This window comes from Herminiimonas aquatilis, from assembly GCF_042665175.1.
In the GTDB taxonomy this organism is placed as follows: domain Bacteria; phylum Pseudomonadota; class Gammaproteobacteria; order Burkholderiales; family Burkholderiaceae_D; genus Oxalicibacterium; species Oxalicibacterium aquatilis.
The window spans coordinates 653,716-671,117 of sequence record NZ_JBHTCC010000001.1 but is presented as its reverse complement, the minus strand read 5'-3'; the positions used below and the strand labels follow the sequence as shown (position 1 = coordinate 671,117).

The window sequence follows — 17,402 nt, the reverse complement described above, 5'->3', positions numbered from 1 at the left end:
ATTATTTTCGGCCTGACGCGAACACATGAGGAGATAACGGTGCCATCGCCCCTGGGGGACAAGATCCGCGCATTGCGGAAGCAGAAAAAGCTCAGCCTGGAGCAGTTGGCCGAGCTGACGGACTCCAGCAAGAGCTACATCTGGGAGCTGGAGAACAAGGACGATCCGAAACCGTCGGCCGACAAGATCGGCAAGATCGCCGCCGTCCTCGATGTCACCACGGAGTTCCTGTTGACTGAGTCGGCCTCCACGCCGGACGAGGAAGTGCTCGATGAGGCCTTCTTTCGCAAATACAAAACCATGTCGGAGCCGGACAAGAAGAAGATCCGCAAGATCATCGATGCCTGGGAAGATGAATGACGGACGCGAAGAAGCCCATGGCCGAGGCCAACCGCATCTCGTCCATGCTCAACACGGTTCTCGGTGCGAATCGCTTTCCGGTCAAGGTTGACGAGCTGGCGCTGGAATATTCCCGCCAGTGCTTCTCAGACTCGCCGATCGACAAGGTCCAGGGCGAAGATCTCGACGGTTTCGATGGTCTGCTGAAAGCCAATAAGTCGCGGTCGAAGTGGCTGGTCCTCTACAACAGTGCCACCCCGTCGGAGGGTCGCAAGCGCTTCACGATTGCGCATGAGTTCGGTCACTACATCCTTCACCGTCACCAGCAGGACATTTTCGAGTGCGGCGACGGCGACATCGAAACGGGAGACAACAACGAGCGTGACATCGAGGCAGAGGCGGACTTGTTTGCTTCGACCCTGCTGATGCCGCTGGACGACTTCCGGCGCCAAGTCGACGGCCAGCCGATCAGCTTCGATCTGCTGGGCCACTGCGCAGACCGCTATGGTGTATCGCTCACGGCCGCCGCCTTGCGCTGGACCGAGATTGCACCCAAACGAGCGGTGCTCGTGGCCAGTCGCGACGATCACATGCTGTGGGCCAAGTCGAACAAGGCGGCGCTGAAGTCTGGCGCCTACTTTGCGACCCGCAGGAACACCATCGAACTGCCGGGTGATGCGCTGGCGCACAGCAACAACGGCTGGGCCGGCAGCCAGCAACAGACGGCACAGGCGCAGCTCTGGTTTCCACGCGAACCGGAGAGCATGCAGGTAAATGAAATGATCAGGGTTGCGGGCCAATACGACTACACCCTGACCTTGCTACTGCTGCCTGAAGCCGAGTGGCAGGGAGCGCGCCACGACGACGAGGAGCCGGAGGAAGACACCTACGACCGGTTCATCCGCAACGGCCAGTATCCGGTTAGAAAGTAGGCGTTACCGCGCTTCAGTTTTCGCGCCAACCCGCACCAGCCCGCACGCGTCCGAAACTCCCTCATGGTGTCGGCGGCGGTCCATCCGGACAATTTCACTGCATGTGATTTTGACGGAAAGGACTGCTACCAATGCACCAAATCAACCATCTACCGCCCGAGCGGATGACGCCGGAGCAGCGTCGCCACGAGATCGCGTCACTGCTGGCCAACGGCCTGGCCCGTCTGCGTATCAGCGGTGCAGAACAGTCCGCACACATCGCCGAAGCGAGCGAGTTTGAGCTTGGCTTATCTGGCAACCAGCGCGTTCATTCAGACCCCATCAACAAGACAACTACGGAGTCCAAATGAGCACGTCATTTTCAACGCCGCCATCGGTGGCAGCACAAATCGCCAGGTTGCCCGAGTTGCCCATGGCAGAGATCCGGGCCCTCTGGCAGAAGTTGGTCGGCGGCGAAACGCCCACCCACAACCGCCAGTTCCTAGAGCGCCGCATTGCCTACCGGCTGCAGGAGGCAGAGTTCCGCAAAGTCGACGCGAACCTGCTGGATCGCAATCAGCGCCGCATCGAATCCCTGGTGGAAACCGGCAAGGTGAAAAAGCGCGACCGCGATTACCGTCCGGCCGCCGGCACCGTGCTGGTCCGAGAATACAAAGGCGTCGAGTACCGGGTGATCGCAACCGCCGATGGCCATTACGACTTCCACGGCCGCATGTTCCCGAGCCTCTCGATGATCGCCCGTGAGATCACTGGCATGCGCTGGTCGGGACCGTTGTTCTTTGGGCTCAGGCCGCCAACCAATGCCAAGGCCAAGCCGTCCACCAAGAAGCGAGGTGCACGATGAGCGACGTTTTGAAGCGCCGCATGCGCTGCGCGGTCTATACGCGCAAGTCCACCGACGAAGGACTCGACCAGGAATACAACTCCATCGATGCCCAGCGTGATGCTGGCCATGCCTACATCGCCAGCCAGCGGGCCGAGGGCTGGATTCCAGTAGCCGACGACTACGACGATCCCGCCTTCTCGGGCGGCAACATGGAACGTCCGGCGCTGCGCCGCATGATGGCGGACATCGAGGCCGGCAAGATCGACGTGGTCGTCATCTACAAGATCGATCGCCTTACGCGCAGCCTGGCGGACTTCTCCAAGATGGTCGAGGTGTTCGAGCGCTACGGCGTGTCGTTCGTGTCGGTCACCCAGCAGTTCAACACGACGACCTCGATGGGTCGGTTGATGCTGAACATCCTGCTGTCCTTCGCCCAGTTCGAGCGCGAGGTCACCGGCGAACGCATCCGCGACAAGATCGCAGCCAGCAAGCGCAAGGGCATGTGGATGGGCGGCGTGCCACCGCTGGGCTACGACGTCGAGAACCGCCGACTGGTGCCCAACGAACGCGAGGCCAAACTGATCCGGCACATATTCCAGCGCTTCGTTGAACTCGGCTCCAGTACGGCGCTGGTCAAGGAGCTGAAACTGGATGGCGTGACGTCGAAGGCGTGGACCACGCAAGACGGCAAGACCCGCGAGGGCAGACCGATCGACAAGGGCCACATCTACAAGCTCCTCAGCAACCGGACCTACCTTGGCGAGTTGCGGCACAAGGACCAGTGGTACCAGGCGGAGCACCCGCCCATCATCAGCCGAGAACTGTGGGATAGCGTCCACGCGATCCTGGCCACCAATAGCCGGGTGCGAGGCAACGCGACTCGGGCAACCGTGGCGTATCTGCTCAAGGGCATCGTGTTCGGCAACGATGGCCGGGCACTGTCGCCGTGGCACACGACCAAGAAGAATGGCCGTCGCTACCGTTACTACGTGCCACAGCGGGACGCCAAGGAGCACGCGGGCGCCTCGGGCCTGCCGCGACTGCCGGCGGCCGAACTAGAATCGGCCGTGCTGGACCAACTGCGCGCAATCCTGCGTGCCCCGAATCTACTCGGCGACATGCTGCCGCAGGCGATCAAGCTCGATCCAACCTTGGACGAGGCGAAGATCACCGTGGCTATGACCCGGCTCGACGCGATTTGGGATCAACTTTTCCCGGCAGAACAAACCCGGATCGTGAAACTGCTGGTCGAGAAAGTCATCGTGTCACCCAACGACCTCGAAGTGCGGCTGCGCGCCAACGGCATCGAACGCCTGGTGCTGGAGTTGCGCCCCGAGCCGGTCGAGCAACAAGTGGAAGCACTGGCATGAGCGACATCCGCATCCAGAAGACCGGCGAGCCCGACATCCTGCAGACCAGCGACGGCAGGCTGACCTTGTCCGTGCCGATCCAGATCAAACGCCGCAGCGGCCGCAAGCTGGTCACCTTGCCAAACGGCGAAACCGCGCCGGTTAGACCGTGGGACGTAGCACCGACCTCCATCCAACTGGCGCTGGCCAGGGGCCACCGCTGGCTGGCGATGCTGGAGTCAGGAGAGGCGAAGTCCTTGAAGGAAATCGCCACGCGGGAAGGAATCGACAACAGCTACGTCAGCCGGATGGTCAACCTGACCACGCTGGCACCCGACATCGTGGCGGCCATCCTGGACGACGCATTGCCGAACCACGTCACGCTGTTTGATCTGGCGGTTGATCCGCCAGCGCTGTGGGATGAGCAGCGGGCCAGGCTCATGTAGACCGAGCGGTGGCACAGGGGTAAAATTGCCCTAGGTGCCCACCTTACTTGCACACGAGTAAAAAAAGGCGTTGCCTCACTGTAACTGAAAACCTCTCTTTGAGCCTCGTCGTCGGGGACTTAAACGTGTGCGCCTGACCCGAAATCGGCGTGGCATTGAGGAAAGGTTTGTCATGACAATCAAAGAACTCGCGTATTCCGCGCAGCAGCACCTCCAGGCCAGCACTGGTGGCTCATTCAAGCGAGCCCACGTCTACGAGCTGTTGGCAGCTTCCTTCGGTTTCAACTCTCACGCCGCGTTTGGCGTTGACACTGTGCTCACGGAGCTTCGCCAGAACGACCGGCGGGTGGTCCCGCAAAGTGCGCTCATCAAGCGGCGTTGCATCGAGCTTGGGTATCAACCTGACACCGTGATTCTGGCGTCGTCGGCGTTGGAATCTTTCCTGGCAGAGCGCCAGATCGGTGTCGCCAGCATCTCGTCATTGGTCAGTCGCCTGAGAGGGGAGTCGTCCAGCCAAGACGAAGAGCTCGAATACGACGAGGATGAGCTATTCGACCCTACCGACGATGCGTTCGGACTGTTGCCGCTGACCGAAAACTGACCCAGTAGAGGCTGTTCTGCCGACTGAAAACTGACCCAGGTGTTCAACTGCTTCTGCTCAATTTTTGAGCAGGAGAACACAGGGTGATCAGTATGGAAATGATGGGCAAAATTCGCCGGATGTATTTCCGCGACAAGCTGTCGCTGCATGAGATAGCCAAGCGCACCGGGTTGGCGCGCAACACGATTCGCAAGTGGGTCAGAGCACCTGAGGCCAAGCCGCCGGTCTACCAACGCCGCGCGATCTTCAACAAACTCAGCCCTTTTCACGCCACGCTGGAGCAGGCGCTAAAAGCCGATTCGCTGCGGCCCAAGCAACAGCGGCGCAGTGCCAAGGCGCTGTTGGCGCAAATCAAAGCCGAAGGTTATGACGGTGGCTACAGCCAGCTCACCGCGTTTATCCGTGCCTGGCGAGGGGGACAGGGCAAGGCGTCGCAGGCCTTTGTGCCGCTGACCTTTGCTCTTGGCGAGGCGTTTCAGTTTGACTGGAGCGAGGAAGGCTTGCTGGTCGGCGGCATTTACCGGCGTATGCAGGTGGCACATCTGAAGCTGTGTGCCAGCCGTGCGTTCTGGCTTGTGGCGTATCCGAGCCAGGGCCATGAGATGTTATTTGACGCCCATACACGCTCGTTCGGCTCCTTGGGCGGCGTGCCGCGCCGGGGCATCTACGACAACATGAAGACCGCCGTCGACAAGGTCAATAAGGGCAAAGGCCGGGCGGTGAATGCGCGCTTTGCGGTGATGTGCGCGCATTACCTGTTCGATCCGGACTTCTGCAACGTCGCCGCTGGTTGGGAAAAGGGCATCGTTGAAAAGAACGTGCAAGACAGCCGCAGGCGTATCTGGCTAGACGCCCAGGACTGCCAGTTTCACTCCTTCGAGGAACTCAATGCCTGGCTGGGCCAGCGCTGCCGCGCGCTTTGGAACGAGCTGACGCACCCTCAATACAGCGGGCTGAGTGTGGCCGAAGTGCTGGAGTTGGAGCGCGCTGAACTGATGCCTGTGCCAGCGCCATTCGACGGTTACGTCGAGCGGCCTGCGCGGGTCTCCAGCACCTGCCTGGTCAGCGTCGGGCGCAACCGCTACTCGGTGCCGTGTGAGTATGCGGGTAAGTGGGTCAGCAGCCGTTTGTATCCGACGCGAATCGAGGTGGTGGCTGACGACGCGCTGATCGCCAGCCATGTCCGCTTGCTGGATCGCGACCAGGTCAGCTATGACTGGCAGCACTACCTCCCGCTGATCGAACGCAAGCCCGGTGCGCTGCGCAACGGCGCGCCCTTTGCTGATCTGCCGGCGCCGCTGCGTCAGCTTAAGCACGGTCTGGGGCGTCATGCCGGCGGTGACCGGATCATGGCGCAAGTTCTGGCTGCCGTACCGGTCGCCGGGCTCGATGCGGTGCTGGTGGCTGTTGAGCTGGTACTGGAAAGCGGCAGCCTGAGCGCCGAACACATCCTCAATGTCGTGGCGCGCCTGGCCGCGACCGAACCACCACCCAGCGTCGAAACCCACTTGTCGCTCAAGGAAGCCCCCGTCGCTAACACGGCGCGCTACGACCGCCTGCGTGGCCAGACCGAGGAGATCGGTCATGCGTGATTTGATGGCGGAACTCAAGGAGCTGCGCCTGCACGGCATGGCCACGGCCTGGGCGGAGTTGACTGCGCAGGGTGAGTCGAACACAGCCTCGTCCAAGTGGCTGCTCGAACACCTGCTGGAACAAGAGCACACAGATCGCGCCATGCGCTCGGTGAGCCACCAGATGAACATGGCCAAGCTGCCGATGCACCGCGACCTGGCCGGCTTCGACTTCAGCGCCTCCAGCGCAGACGCTCGTTTGATCAGCGAACTGGCCAGTCTGGCCTTTACCGACACCGCGCAGAACGTGGTGCTGATCGGTGGGCCTGGCACCGGTAAAACCCACCTGGCCACTGCGCTGGCCGTGTCCGGCATCACCCGGCACGGCAAGCGCGTGCGCTTCTACTCCACGGTCGATCTGGTCAATCTGCTGGAGCGCGAAAAGCACGACGGCAAAGCCGGGCGGATCGCCCAAGCTCTGCTGCGCATGGATCTGGTCATCCTCGACGAACTGGGTTATCTGCCCTTCAGCCAGGCCGGCGGTGCGTTGCTGTTTCACCTGCTATCCAAGCTGTACGAACACACCAGCGTGGTGATCACCACCAACCTGAGCTTCGCCGAATGGTCGAGCGTGTTCGGCGACGCCAAGATGACCACCGCCCTGCTGGATCGGCTGACCCACCACTGCCACATCGTCGAAACCGGTAACGAGTCCTATCGCCTGCAACACAGTAGCTTGGCGGCCCAGGCCAAGATCAAATCACGGGAGCGAAAGCGTAAGGGCGGCCAGGAACCGGAGGACGATGAGCCGTTCTGATTTCATGGCGACGACGGCCTGCTACATGGCTGCGTGTGGCAGGTCTTAAACAACTGAACTGGGCTAGCGAAGGAGTGGGGGCAACAGCAGCTGCGCTGGTAGACTTATCCACAGTTGCTGGTAACAAAATCAGCAATCCGCCCTGGGTCAAATTTCAATCGGCAGGGTGGGTCAATTTTCCATCAGCGCCAACAAAATGACAGTAGGCGATGCCGCAACGCGCTTCATCGACCTATGTAAAACGACTCCTTTATCGAAATAGTGCACTCATCGCTCTCCACGGCGATCCCTTCATCGCGAATTGCACCGCCCAAGACGATCTGCACTGAAATCAATACTTTCTGATGCCTCTTGATTAGAGATGCCAGCCATAATCATCTCATCGCCAACGCATACGGCGTTCGGCAGCCAACACACTCTCACTCACTACTGGAAGCTCAGACATGAAAACCATAGGCATTGAAAACTCGAAGTCCAGCGTACAGGCCCACTTAACGCTTGGAACCAAAACTATGGGGCTAGGTATCTATGGCGCGTACTTGGCTCTCGCTATTATTTACTTCTGGTTCGGCGGCATGAAATTTACCCACTACGAGGCCGAGGGCCTGGTTCCACTGGTGAGCAACAGCCCGCTTTTGGGATGGGTGTATAGCATTTTTTCGGTCGACATGTTCTCCAGCCTGCTCGGCATACTAGAGATTTCGATCGGCACTCTGATCGCAGGCCGCATGCTGTCGCCCAAACTATCCGTGGTAGGAGGCGCTCTGTCTGCAGGCCTGTTCTTCACAACCCTTAGCTTTATGTTTTCCACTCCGGGCGTCATTGAGCCTAGTTTAGGGTTTCCGGCGATTTCCGTTGCGCCAGGTCAGTTTCTGCTTAAAGACTTAGGGTTGCTTGCTGTTTCGATATTTGTGGCAGGCCATTCGCTGGTTGAACTGGAAAAACGTAAAATTAATGCATAATTTTTTCAATGGCTTAAGGCAGTAATGCCTTAGGCCTTTTTGCCATCATTTTCCCCCGCCAGATCTTTCAACCAGTCACGAGGGCTCAACCCCGTCTTGCGTCTAAATGCGCGAGACAGCGCCGAAGGACTTTCGTAGCCGACTTGAGCTGCAATCAGCGTAATCGAGCGCCCTTCTCGCATCAGCTTCTGAGCCAGGCTAACTCGCCAACTCAACAAATAATCAGCAGGCGTCTGTCCGATGACACTCTTGAAATGCACGGCATACGCAGCGCGTGACATATTTGACTCACTGGCCAGCTCTGCTATTGACCAGGCATGTTCCGGGGAGTTGTGCATCTGTAAAAGCGATCGGGCAAGCCGCATGTCGGCCAGTCCAGCCATCATTCCGGTGCGCAACTGGTGATGATCGAGCAGGTAACGGAGCAACAGAATGATTAGGAGCTCAAATAAGCGCTCAAGCGCGGCTTCCCTTCCACAATGCACATTTGCCGCCTCGGCAAACATCCACTCCAACGTGTCTGCCAGCATGGGCAGATCATCGAGTGCGAGCACCAAACAGTCCGGTAATGAAGCCGACAAAGGATTATCAATTCCGCCCTCAAACTCCATGGAAGCACACAACAACTTTGCGCCATCGGACTCACCCGCAAACAATTGATGCTTGGCGGGGCGTGGCATAAAAATCAAGCTAGGGCGAGTGAGCTGCAAATCCTTGCGATCGGGACCAAGCAACGTCACGCTGCCGGCCTGAAGCAGATGGATATAACCTCGCCGCTCGGCGCCATCGTAAGATGCAGAGCCGCATAGGTCGCCGTCATAGAACAGATTGGCCCGCACGCCGAACCGCGAGAGCAAATTAGACAAACGATCCATTGGCCGATCCTTGACGAGTCAGAACGCACAGACCATACCATCTGCGTTGTCGTTCAGTGCCTGTAGCGAACATGCCGGCGTAAATCAGCCAACGGATAAAGTGATCACTGAGCAGCTCAGCCTCCCTTTCCAGTTCGGCTGTTAAAAAAACAACACCGTTGTTTGAAAGCACCAGCAAATCAAGTGCTCACTCTTCTATTTTACAGTACCTGGCAACAGCACTTTGCGGTGCAGTCGATCAGATATCCGGAAGGTTGATCGTAAGCTTCAGCCTAGCGCTCTTCGAATTTAATGTCGTCGAGCTTCGGCCCAACCATTCCCCCGACCTACTCTTCCCTCCCCTAGAGACCCTAGCAGTCACTTGAATCGCGGCTGTCTGCGATAAGGTGTTGCTGGTAACTATTGCATCAGCGCCTGAAAACTCCACCTCGGCCGGCAGACTTGAGACCTTAAGTCGTATGGTAGCGAGAGGTACCTTGGAGCCCGATAGCGTCTGTACGAAAACGAACACACTGTCATCCAAAGCGACCTTTTCGAAAATTTCCGGGGAAATGTCCACCCGTACCTTGAGCGGTGTTGGTGGCAAGCCAGCAACATGGTTAATCGTCAAATTGTTGTTTTTTTCATCCGCTGAAAGACCGTTTCTTGCCTTTCCAATGGCCTGTACTAAAGCAGCGTGTGACGGATGGTCGGAACCCATCTCTGCTAATGCGTGATGCCAATATTTTAAAGCATCTTGGTAACGATGCTCTTCAAACGCAGCCAGACCTATGAGACTCAAGCTCTGGAGCTCACCCGGATTTCCATTTAAAGCTTCATCTGTCAGCGCCTTGATTGGCGGAGACCACATTTTGTTGTTAGAGAAATACAATGCTTTAGCCCACTCGCCTAATAACTCCGGTCGGCGACCGGCCAGTGACACCGTTCGTTCGAACATTCTAGCGGCATCGTCGGGCCTCCCTTGAGCCATGTAGTTTTGGGCCAGGTTATAAGCGTTCTCAGCTGACTCCGGTTGGGCGTTAACCGCGCGTTCCAGACGGTCGTTCATTTGCGCGAGTGAACCGGGAGGCTGGGCGAACTCACGAACCAGCTCGACTTTGTCGCTGGCGCCAAAATGCAGGTACAGCGCGAGCCCCAGCGCCGGTATCAAGAAAGCCACGAATACTGGTAGCGGCTTGCCTGTAGTCGAAAAACGTTCGAGGCCAGCTCCTTCGGTGTCCGCCAGCAATTCGCGGTCCGCCTCAGAGCGGGCACTGTTTTTTTGCGCAGGAGACATCACTCCGTCCCCTTGCTGAAGCTGTAGTGTTGCCGCTGACCGAAAACTGACCCAGTAGAGGCTGTTCTGCCGACTGAAAACTGACCCAGGTGTTCAACTGCTTCTGCTCAATTTTTGAGCAGGAGAACACAGGGTGATCAGTATGGAAATGATGGGCAAAATTCGCCGGATGTATTTCCGCGACAAGCTGTCGCTGCATGAGATAGCCAAGCGCACCGGGTTGGCGCGCAACACGATTCGCAAGTGGGTCAGAGCACCTGAGGCCAAGCCGCCGGTCTACCAACGCCGCGCGATCTTCAACAAACTCAGCCCTTTTCACGCCACGCTGGAGCAGGCGCTAAAAGCCGATTCGCTGCGGCCCAAGCAACAGCGGCGCAGTGCCAAGGCGCTGTTGGCGCAAATCAAAGCCGAAGGTTATGACGGTGGCTACAGCCAGCTCACCGCGTTTATCCGTGCCTGGCGAGGGGGACAGGGCAAGGCGTCGCAGGCCTTTGTGCCGCTGACCTTTGCTCTTGGCGAGGCGTTTCAGTTTGACTGGAGCGAGGAAGGCTTGCTGGTCGGCGGCATTTACCGGCGTATGCAGGTGGCACATCTGAAGCTGTGTGCCAGCCGTGCGTTCTGGCTTGTGGCGTATCCGAGCCAGGGCCATGAGATGTTATTTGACGCCCATACACGCTCGTTCGGCTCCTTGGGCGGCGTGCCGCGCCGGGGCATCTACGACAACATGAAGACCGCCGTCGACAAGGTCAATAAGGGCAAAGGCCGGGCGGTGAATGCGCGCTTTGCGGTGATGTGCGCGCATTACCTGTTCGATCCGGACTTCTGCAACGTCGCCGCTGGTTGGGAAAAGGGCATCGTTGAAAAGAACGTGCAAGACAGCCGCAGGCGTATCTGGCTAGACGCCCAGGACTGCCAGTTTCACTCCTTCGAGGAACTCAATGCCTGGCTGGGCCAGCGCTGCCGCGCGCTTTGGAACGAGCTGACGCACCCTCAATACAGCGGGCTGAGTGTGGCCGAAGTGCTGGAGTTGGAGCGCGCTGAACTGATGCCTGTGCCAGCGCCATTCGACGGTTACGTCGAGCGGCCTGCGCGGGTCTCCAGCACCTGCCTGGTCAGCGTCGGGCGCAACCGCTACTCGGTGCCGTGTGAGTATGCGGGTAAGTGGGTCAGCAGCCGTTTGTATCCGACGCGAATCGAGGTGGTGGCTGACGACGCGCTGATCGCCAGCCATGTCCGCTTGCTGGATCGCGACCAGGTCAGCTATGACTGGCAGCACTACCTCCCGCTGATCGAACGCAAGCCCGGTGCGCTGCGCAACGGCGCGCCCTTTGCTGATCTGCCGGCGCCGCTGCGTCAGCTTAAGCACGGTCTGGGGCGTCATGCCGGCGGTGACCGGATCATGGCGCAAGTTCTGGCTGCCGTACCGGTCGCCGGGCTCGATGCGGTGCTGGTGGCTGTTGAGCTGGTACTGGAAAGCGGCAGCCTGAGCGCCGAACACATCCTCAATGTCGTGGCGCGCCTGGCCGCGACCGAACCACCACCCAGCGTCGAAACCCACTTGTCGCTCAAGGAAGCCCCCGTCGCTAACACGGCGCGCTACGACCGCCTGCGTGGCCAGACCGAGGAGATCGGTCATGCGTGATTTGATGGCGGAACTCAAGGAGCTGCGCCTGCACGGCATGGCCACGGCCTGGGCGGAGTTGACTGCGCAGGGTGAGTCGAACACAGCCTCGTCCAAGTGGCTGCTCGAACACCTGCTGGAACAAGAGCACACAGATCGCGCCATGCGCTCGGTGAGCCACCAGATGAACATGGCCAAGCTGCCGATGCACCGCGACCTGGCCGGCTTCGACTTCAGCGCCTCCAGCGCAGACGCTCGTTTGATCAGCGAACTGGCCAGTCTGGCCTTTACCGACACCGCGCAGAACGTGGTGCTGATCGGTGGGCCTGGCACCGGTAAAACCCACCTGGCCACTGCGCTGGCCGTGTCCGGCATCACCCGGCACGGCAAGCGCGTGCGCTTCTACTCCACGGTCGATCTGGTCAATCTGCTGGAGCGCGAAAAGCACGACGGCAAAGCCGGGCGGATCGCCCAAGCTCTGCTGCGCATGGATCTGGTCATCCTCGACGAACTGGGTTATCTGCCCTTCAGCCAGGCCGGCGGTGCGTTGCTGTTTCACCTGCTATCCAAGCTGTACGAACACACCAGCGTGGTGATCACCACCAACCTGAGCTTCGCCGAATGGTCGAGCGTGTTCGGCGACGCCAAGATGACCACCGCCCTGCTGGATCGGCTGACCCACCACTGCCACATCGTCGAAACCGGTAACGAGTCCTATCGCCTGCAACACAGTAGCTTGGCGGCCCAGGCCAAGATCAAATCACGGGAGCGAAAGCGTAAGGGCGGCCAGGAACCGGAGGACGATGAGCCGTTCTGATTTCATGGCGACGACGGCCTGCTACATGGCTGCGTGTGGCAGGTCTTAAACAACTGAACTGGGCTAGCGAAGGAGTGGGGGCAACAGCAGCTGCGCTGGTAGACTTATCCACAGTTGCTGGTAACAAAATCAGCAATCCGCCCTGGGTCAAATTTCAATCGGCAGGGTGGGTCAATTTTCCATCAGCGCCAACAGTTCGGACCGATCCTTCTAGATGGATTGGCTGCAGCGGCTAGTAAGGGCAATGCCCTGGCTCACTACGCGCTGGCGCTGATACACGCCCCTGACGATGAAGACGACCCGGACGCTGGAAGTTCCTATTGGTACTCCCAGGGGCAGCAGGGCCGTGTCCTGACGGGGGTGGAAAAGGAGTGGGCCGAAGCCCACGAGGCTCGTCTCGCTCAAGCCGAGAAGTACTCGCGGCACCTGAGGGAGGCCAGTCGACTGGGGAATCAGGATGCACTTCTCGACTTGGCGGATCGATTTGACGATCCGTCCTTCTTCGAGCAGTCGCGCCACGGCGTCGATGCTGACCCAGCAGCGATTGCGGCGATCGCAGAACGCATGGGCCGCACTTCAGACGCCAAGCATTGGCTGACCCTTGCTGCAGAGAGCGGGGACACGGATGCCATGCTCCAGCTCATTGAGGAATACGACCACGCTGACCTGCAGCGATGCTGGGCGTGGGTGTACCTCTCACGGCTGGTCGGAACGGATCTAACCCAGGACGCGCATTACGCGATCAACGAAGACGGTTCGGACTACGACGATGACGTCGGCGGTCCAGCCTATGTCGCAGGTCGCGACGGGGTAGATCTTGAACCGCTTGGTCCGGAGCAGGACGCCACGGCCAGGCTCGCCGCGCAGAAACTGTTTGAGCAGATTGAACGGAAGGCCCGGTAGCGCTTCTGGCTTCGCGCTGGCGACAGTTTGTTCCCCTCGGTAGCCAATGCCGCAATCCAACCGCTTGATTCGTCCGCGCGTAAGTCTTTGATCTATATGGCACTGACTTGTGGCCTTTGCGGACTTCGGGCCAGTTCCAGGGAGCGAGGTCGGAGCGAGGAATGGCCAGGAGAGAGTGGAATGTGGCCCGGAACGGCCAATTCGGGCGGCTGGCGAAGTCCGCAGGCTTCCGCAGGAACCCCCAACAACACGCGGGAACTGGCGCAAATAGACAAGAAAAAACCCCAACCGAGAACGGTTGGGGTTTCATTATTGGTGGAGGCGGCGGGAATCGAACCCGCGTCCAGAAGCACTCTACAGACAGTTCTACATACTTAGCGCTGCCATTTGATTTAATCCGGACCACGCGGACGCGCACGCTTGGTACAGACGAGTCACCTATTATTTAACGCCTTGCCAAGTGACCCGGCCCGACGCGATTCCTTGTGTATGACTTCACTGCTGTTTGACCAGCCCGCCCCAAGGAAGAAACGGTGTGAAGCTAACCGGTTATTAAGCGGCTAGTGCGTACGAGTTATCGTTTGCAGTTATTACTTTTCTGGATGTATTTACGAGGTAACCAGTCCTCGGTATGCCCTGCGCTGCTTTGCAACCCCTGTCGAAACCAGGTCGCCCCCAAGCATTGCCATTGTATCGTATTAGATGGGGTGCTTCACGCTTGATTCAAGAGCCGCGTATGCAACGAAATTGTTGTTATAGCGAAAGAAATGCTCACTCAATATGTATGCTGCTGCATATCGAGCAAAGCCAGCAGTTGCTGTGGAGATTCAACTAAAGCACTCGCTTTCCATGTCGCAGGCGCAACTTCACCACAATATCCCCATGCTGCGGCGATAGTGGTCATGCCGGCAGCCTGACCTGCCTGAATGTCGCGTAGATCATCGCCGACGTACCAGCATTGTTCAGCGAGGACATTGATACGTTTAGCCGCTTCATACAGTGGGGCAGGATGTGGTTTTGCGTGAGCGGTCGTATCACCGGAGATAACGCAGGCAGCATGATGCAATCCGATCTTCGGCACGAGTTGATCGGTGAGGTATGCGATCTTGTTGGTGACTATGCCCCAGACAATGCCTTTGTCCTGCAAGCCGGATAGCAATTCTGTAATGCCTTCAAACAGGCGGCTTTTTACTGCAATAGCGGCTTCATAATTTTGCAGAAATTCATCGCGCAGCGCCGTATAACTGTCATCTTGCGGGGTGATGCCGAATGCGACACCGATCAAGCCTCGGGCTCCTGCAGAAGCAACAGGGCGCAATAACTCATAATCGGTAGGCATCAATCCGCGAGAAATACGCAGTTGATTAACGGCGCCCGCCAAATCCGGTGCGGTGTCCGCCAGTGTGCCGTCGAGGTCAAACAGGATGGCTTGCGGGATAGGTAATATCATGCGGATTCTATGAGATGGTCTGCCTGTGCATGCTTTGTCTGGCATGCGCAAGCGTTGGCTTGAATTGAAAATCAGGCTGGCTTGGTGCAAGCGATCAGATAATTGACACTGGTATCCTGATGCAGCGAATAGATTTGCGTCAGAGGATTGAAGCCCATGCCCTTGAGCATATCGATCGTCAATCCAGCATTGCGTGCAAAGCGTGATAACTCGGCAGGCGTGATGAATTTGGCGTAATCGTGCGTGCCTTTTGGCAGCAGTCGCAATATGTATTCGGCACCGATGACAGCGTGCAAATAGGCTTTGGGATTGCGATTGATGGTGGAGAAAAATATTTTTCCTCCTGGTTTTGCAAGTTGTGCACAGGCTGCGACGATGGCGGAAGGGTCGGGCACGTGCTCCAGCATTTCCATGCAGGTTACGATATCGAACTTGCCAGCTTCGCGTTCTGCGATGCTTTCTGCAGCGATCAATTCATAACGCACTTGCACGCCAGACTCCAGGCTGTGCAGATCCGCTACCTTCAGGGCTTTTTCAGACAGATCTATGCCAGTGATATTCGCGCCTTTTTTGGCCATTGATTCGGCCAGGATACCGCCGCCGCAACCAATGTCGATGACGTTTTTCCCCGCTAAAGGGGCACGACTGTTTATCCATTCGAGTCGCAATGGATTAATTTCATGCAAAGGGCGGAATTCCGATGTGGGGTCCCACCACTGGTGGGCCAGATCGCTAAATTTTTTCAGTTCTAACGGGTCAGCATTCATGGGCTAAATGATAACTGGAAAGTGTGCAGAGCGGGATTTCGTCAATTGGAAATTCGTTGCACAAATTGTGTGCGAAAAAAAACCCGCCGAAGCGGGTTTTTTAATTCGTATGAAACGAATTATTTACGTGTACCGACAACTTCGATTTCTACGCGACGGTTTTGTGCGCGGCCAGCTGCTGTTTTGTTGGTAGCAACTGGTTGTTTTTCGCCTTTGCCTTCAGTGTAGACGCGTTTTGCATCAACACCTTTGTTCACGAGGTAGCCTTTAACAGCTTCAGCGCGGCGGATCGACAGTTTTTGGTTGTAAGCATCGGAACCAACGGAGTCAGTATGACCGACTGCGATGATAACTTCCAGGTTCAAGCTGTTGAGCTTGGATGCCAGGTCGTCAAGCTTAGCTTTGCCTTCTGGTTTCAGAGTTGCTTTGTCAAAGTCAAAGAATGCATCAGCTGCAAACGTGACTTTTTCTGCTGTTGGAACTGGAGCTGCTGCTGCTGGAGCTGGAGCTGCTGGAGCTGCTGCAGCGACCAACGCACCATCACAACCAGCAACTGAGTCAGCTGGAGTCCAGTAGCCAGTGTGCCAGCACAAACCAGTACCACTACGAACGATAGTACCGTTCGAAGCTTGAGCGTAAGCGCTTTTTGGTGTGCTTGCTTTGATGTCTGTTTGGGCTTGTGCAGAGAACGCAACGACCGCGGACGCAGCGAAGACGAGTTTTGCTAATTTATTCATATTTCTTTCTCCTCTCGAGTGAGATATCCGCAGATAAACTGCGCAAATTACGTAAATGACATCGGAAATGGATGATAACACGCGCTTCAAAAACCGCATGAAACAAATTGTTCGCATGCAATAATTTAACTTGCCACTATTCTGCCATAGGCGCTTGATTTACCCCCCCTTGTTAAATACAAGGATTATCGTTTTTCTATAATTGTTGTAAATATACAACGGAAGGGTGGTCAATGTTTCCTGCAGCAAAACATTGACCTTTGGATATTAAAAACGTTCATGTGTTTGAGAAATTTTTAATAATCAATTGCATTTTTATTATTTTGAATTAATTGCTTCTATTGAGACGCGCCGATTTGGTGCGAGGCAGCGAATCATTTTTGAATGAGACAATCTGGCACTGCACGATTTAAGTGCTTTAGAAGAGCCGGCACCCACTACGTTCATTTGAACGCCTACCCCTTTTGCCTTTAAGTAGTCGGCGACAGACTGAGCTCGTTTTTCAGAGAGAAGTTGATTTGATTGATCCGAGCCCAGATTGTCCGTGTGACCAGTAATAGTGATATTTGCAATGGTTTTGCATTCGGTCAGGCGCGGTAAGACCTCCTGGTCGATCTGGCGTTTGGCTGCAGTACTCAAGCTTGCCTTGTTAAATGCAAAGGTGCGGTCACTACCTAATACAAATGAGAAGCTGCAGGCTTTGACTGCGATGGGTGACGCGTCTTTCGTCATGCTGTTTGCCAGATCCGGAGCGATTGGATTTGGAATCGGCGATGTCAGTGCGCCATCGCAACCAGCGATCGCATCGTTTTCTGTCCATGAGCCCGATCGCCAGCAGAGTCCGAATGCGCTACGCGTAATCACGCCACTGCTGTTCTGATTGTAAGAATGACTTGAGGGCGCTGAAATGTCTGCAGTGGTTTGTGCTGTGACGTAGGGCGGGGCGGCGCCGACCAATAAGACTAAAGCCAGTTTTTTGATCATATTTTCTCTTGATAGGCAGATGTTCTGGAGATGATGCGTATTTTCAGCAGCCCGCATTTAAACATATTTTAATGAAATTTCGCCGTAGCGCTGACCATTGCTTACAAAGTTCCTGGGTAGCCAAAAGCG

The 17,402-nt window shown here is 57.1% G+C and carries 19 protein-coding genes, 1 other RNA gene and 1 pseudogene; 13 read left to right on the top strand and 8 right to left on the bottom strand.

All coding sequences use genetic code 11. The features are described 5' to 3' along the window. The first annotated feature begins 39 nt into the window (after positions 1 to 39). The 10 genes from ACFQO0_RS03040 to ACFQO0_RS02995 all read left to right on the top strand — a co-directional run bounded on the left by ACFQO0_RS03040 (position 40) and on the right by ACFQO0_RS02995 (position 7,843). Positions 40 to 360 (top strand): helix-turn-helix domain-containing protein, encoded by a 321-nt coding sequence (locus ACFQO0_RS03040; RefSeq protein ID WP_382232560.1) that lies wholly within the window; start codon positions 40 to 42, stop codon positions 358 to 360. Next, complete coding sequence (locus ACFQO0_RS03035; protein WP_382232559.1) at positions 357 to 1,271, top strand: ImmA/IrrE family metallo-endopeptidase; 915 nt, start codon at positions 357 to 359, stop codon at positions 1,269 to 1,271. The genes ACFQO0_RS03040 and ACFQO0_RS03035 overlap by 4 nt, the downstream gene beginning before the upstream one ends. Positions 1,272 to 1,402: 131 nt before the next feature. Beyond that, a complete protein-coding gene (locus ACFQO0_RS03030; protein WP_382232558.1) occupies positions 1,403 to 1,621 on the top strand; it encodes a hypothetical protein in 219 nt (72 codons plus the stop codon). Further along, positions 1,618 to 2,115: a DUF2924 domain-containing protein gene (locus ACFQO0_RS03025; RefSeq protein ID WP_382232557.1), complete on the top strand. Its 498-nt coding sequence runs from the start codon at positions 1,618 to 1,620 to the stop codon at positions 2,113 to 2,115. The genes ACFQO0_RS03030 and ACFQO0_RS03025 overlap by 4 nt, the downstream gene beginning before the upstream one ends. Then, positions 2,112 to 3,467, top strand: a complete 1,356-nt coding sequence (locus ACFQO0_RS03020) for a recombinase family protein (RefSeq protein ID WP_382232556.1) — start codon at positions 2,112 to 2,114, stop codon at positions 3,465 to 3,467. Before ACFQO0_RS03025 ends, ACFQO0_RS03020 begins: the two co-directional genes overlap by 4 nt. Then, a complete protein-coding gene (locus ACFQO0_RS03015; protein ID WP_023113913.1) occupies positions 3,464 to 3,892 on the top strand; it encodes a hypothetical protein in 429 nt (142 codons plus the stop codon). The genes ACFQO0_RS03020 and ACFQO0_RS03015 overlap by 4 nt, the downstream gene beginning before the upstream one ends. 172 nt (positions 3,893 to 4,064) lie before the next feature. Next, complete coding sequence (locus tag ACFQO0_RS03010) at positions 4,065 to 4,493, top strand: hypothetical protein (RefSeq protein ID WP_382232555.1); 429 nt, start codon at positions 4,065 to 4,067, stop codon at positions 4,491 to 4,493. Positions 4,494 to 4,585: 92 nt separating this feature from the next. Next, complete coding sequence (istA, locus tag ACFQO0_RS03005; RefSeq protein ID WP_024012635.1) at positions 4,586 to 6,085, top strand: IS21-like element ISPst3 family transposase; 1,500 nt, start codon at positions 4,586 to 4,588, stop codon at positions 6,083 to 6,085. After that, on the top strand, positions 6,078 to 6,881 hold the full coding sequence (gene istB, locus ACFQO0_RS03000) for an IS21-like element ISPst3 family helper ATPase IstB (RefSeq protein WP_010454871.1): 804 nt from the start codon (positions 6,078 to 6,080) through the stop codon (positions 6,879 to 6,881). Before istA (ACFQO0_RS03005) ends, istB (ACFQO0_RS03000) begins: the two co-directional genes overlap by 8 nt. Positions 6,882 to 7,324: 443 nt before the next feature. Further along, positions 7,325 to 7,843, top strand: coding sequence for a YkgB family protein (locus ACFQO0_RS02995; protein ID WP_003464991.1), 519 nt, complete (start codon positions 7,325 to 7,327; stop codon positions 7,841 to 7,843). A 29-nt stretch (positions 7,844 to 7,872) separates the two neighbouring features. Here the strand turns inward: ACFQO0_RS02995 and ACFQO0_RS02990 are convergent, their stop codons facing one another. The 3 genes and pseudogenes from ACFQO0_RS02990 to ACFQO0_RS16915 all read right to left on the bottom strand — a co-directional run. Beyond that, on the bottom strand, positions 7,873 to 8,718 hold the full coding sequence (locus tag ACFQO0_RS02990) for an AraC family transcriptional regulator (RefSeq protein ID WP_003464995.1): 846 nt from the start codon (positions 8,716 to 8,718) through the stop codon (positions 7,873 to 7,875). 238 nt (positions 8,719 to 8,956) lie between these two features. Then, positions 8,957 to 9,838: a tetratricopeptide repeat protein gene (locus ACFQO0_RS02985; protein ID WP_436539023.1), complete on the bottom strand. Its 882-nt coding sequence runs from the start codon at positions 9,836 to 9,838 to the stop codon at positions 8,957 to 8,959. Next, positions 9,833 to 10,015: pseudogene (locus tag ACFQO0_RS16915) on the bottom strand (hypothetical protein); the annotation flags it as partial. The pseudogene ACFQO0_RS16915 and the gene ACFQO0_RS02985, both read right to left, overlap by 6 nt. 121 nt (positions 10,016 to 10,136) lie before the next feature. Between ACFQO0_RS16915 and istA (ACFQO0_RS02980) the strand changes: the two are divergent. The 3 genes from istA (ACFQO0_RS02980) to ACFQO0_RS02970 all read left to right on the top strand — a co-directional run bounded on the left by istA (ACFQO0_RS02980) (position 10,137) and on the right by ACFQO0_RS02970 (position 13,335). Continuing rightward, positions 10,137 to 11,636, top strand: a complete 1,500-nt coding sequence (istA, locus tag ACFQO0_RS02980; RefSeq protein ID WP_024012635.1) for an IS21-like element ISPst3 family transposase — start codon at positions 10,137 to 10,139, stop codon at positions 11,634 to 11,636. Next, on the top strand, positions 11,629 to 12,432 hold the full coding sequence (gene istB / locus ACFQO0_RS02975; RefSeq protein WP_010454871.1) for an IS21-like element ISPst3 family helper ATPase IstB: 804 nt from the start codon (positions 11,629 to 11,631) through the stop codon (positions 12,430 to 12,432). The genes istA (ACFQO0_RS02980) and istB (ACFQO0_RS02975) overlap by 8 nt, the downstream gene beginning before the upstream one ends. A 114-nt stretch (positions 12,433 to 12,546) precedes the next feature. Further along, complete coding sequence (locus ACFQO0_RS02970) at positions 12,547 to 13,335, top strand: hypothetical protein (protein WP_382232554.1); 789 nt, start codon at positions 12,547 to 12,549, stop codon at positions 13,333 to 13,335. A gap of 313 nt (positions 13,336 to 13,648) precedes the next feature. On the opposite strand, the gene ssrA is transcribed toward ACFQO0_RS02970, so the two are convergent. The 5 genes from ssrA to ACFQO0_RS02945 all read right to left on the bottom strand — a co-directional run bounded on the left by ssrA (position 13,649) and on the right by ACFQO0_RS02945 (position 17,273). After that, positions 13,649 to 14,012, bottom strand: a transfer-messenger RNA (tmRNA) gene (ssrA, locus tag ACFQO0_RS02965). Positions 14,013 to 14,110: 98 nt separating this feature from the next. Further along, entirely contained in the window at positions 14,111 to 14,785 is a 675-nt protein-coding gene (locus ACFQO0_RS02960) for an HAD family hydrolase (RefSeq protein ID WP_382232553.1), read from the bottom strand. Between the two features lie 71 nt (positions 14,786 to 14,856). Next, on the bottom strand, positions 14,857 to 15,552 hold the full coding sequence (gene ubiG, locus ACFQO0_RS02955) for a bifunctional 2-polyprenyl-6-hydroxyphenol methylase/3-demethylubiquinol 3-O-methyltransferase UbiG (protein ID WP_382232552.1): 696 nt from the start codon (positions 15,550 to 15,552) through the stop codon (positions 14,857 to 14,859). A gap of 119 nt (positions 15,553 to 15,671) precedes the next feature. Next, the gene (ompA, locus tag ACFQO0_RS02950; RefSeq protein WP_382232551.1) at positions 15,672 to 16,289 is read right to left on the bottom strand and encodes an outer membrane protein OmpA; all 618 of its coding nucleotides are present in this window, start codon (positions 16,287 to 16,289) and stop codon (positions 15,672 to 15,674) included. Between the two features lie 318 nt (positions 16,290 to 16,607). Continuing rightward, the gene (locus ACFQO0_RS02945) at positions 16,608 to 17,273 is read right to left on the bottom strand and encodes an OmpA family protein (RefSeq protein WP_382232550.1); all 666 of its coding nucleotides are present in this window, start codon (positions 17,271 to 17,273) and stop codon (positions 16,608 to 16,610) included. Positions 17,274 to 17,402: the final 129 nt, after the last annotated feature.